Below are 1,205 nucleotides of genomic sequence, written 5' to 3' on the forward strand. Positions count from 1 at the left end.
GCGCTGCACGTAGCCGCGGCCTTCGTTGCTCGGGATCACGCCGTCGCTGACCAGGAAGGCGGTCGCGCGGATGTGGTCGGCGATCACGCGCAGGCTCTTGTTCGACAGGTCTTTTTCACCCGTCTCGCGGGAGGCGGCGCGGATCAGCTTGTCGAACAGGTCGRTCTCGTAGTTGCTGTGCACGTGCTGCAGGATTGCGGCCAGGCGCTCCAGGCCCATGCCGGTGTCGACGCAGGGCGCCGGCAGCTTCCTGATGCTGCCGTCGGGCTGCATGTCGAACTGCATGAACACGTTGTTCCAGATCTCGATGTAGCGGTCGCCATCGGCATCGGGCGAGCCGGGCGGGCCGCCGGCGATGCCGGGGCCGTGGTCGTAGAAGATCTCCGAGCAGGGGCCGCAGGGGCCGGTGTCGGCCATCATCCAGAAGTTGTCGGAGGCGTACTTCGCGCCCTTGTTGTCGCCGATGCGCACCACGCGCTCGGGCGGCAGGCCGATCACCTTCGTCCAGATGTCGTAGGCCTCGTCGTCGTCGATGTAGACGGTGGCCCACAGCTTGTCGGCCGGCAGCTTGTAGACCTGGGTCAGCAGTTCCCAGGCCCAGGTGAGCGCGTCGTGCTTGAAGTAGTCGCCGAAGCTCCAGTTGCCCAGCATCTCGAAGAAGGTGTGGTGGCGCGCGGTGTAGCCGACGTTCTCGAGGTCGTTGTGCTTGCCGCCGGCGCGCAGGCAGGCCTGGACGGAGGCGGCGCGCACGTAGGGGCGCTTGTCGCTGCCGAGGAACACGTCCTTGAACTGCACCATGCCCGAGTTGGTGAACATCAGCGTCGGGTCGTTGGCCGGCACCAGCGGGCTGGAGGCGACCACCGTGTGCCCCTTCGATTCGAAGAATTTCAGGAACGTGGTGCGGATCTCGGAGGCTTTCATCCGGTTTTCTCTCTAGGGGAACGGGCTGGGCGGAACCGAAGATTATAGGAAAGGGCCTGTCGGCCCGGATCGGGACGGCCCGGGATACACCCGGGTATCAACCCCACTTGTTCGCTTGTCATCTCCCAAAGGAGCAGGGCGGTGCCCAAAGGCGCGTGGGGGGAGGCCGTGGAGCGCCAATAAAGCCGGGTCGCCGGAGCTGGCTGGTTTCCTGGCCCGCGCGCGCAGCGCGCTTCGTGAACTGACTGTCGCCGACTGTTTGACCACAACGAACGAAGTGAGTG

The 1,205-nt window shown here is 65.5% G+C and carries 1 protein-coding gene; it reads right to left on the minus strand.

The annotated features are described in order from the left end of the window. Positions 1-921: alanine--tRNA ligase-related protein (locus AC1D15_RS33155; RefSeq protein ID WP_477829412.1), on the minus strand; the 921-nt coding region annotated here is incomplete at its 3' end. Between the last annotated feature and the right edge of the window lie 284 nt (positions 922-1,205).

The sequence above is a fragment of the Rhizobacter sp. P2_H2 genome (assembly GCF_056403375.1).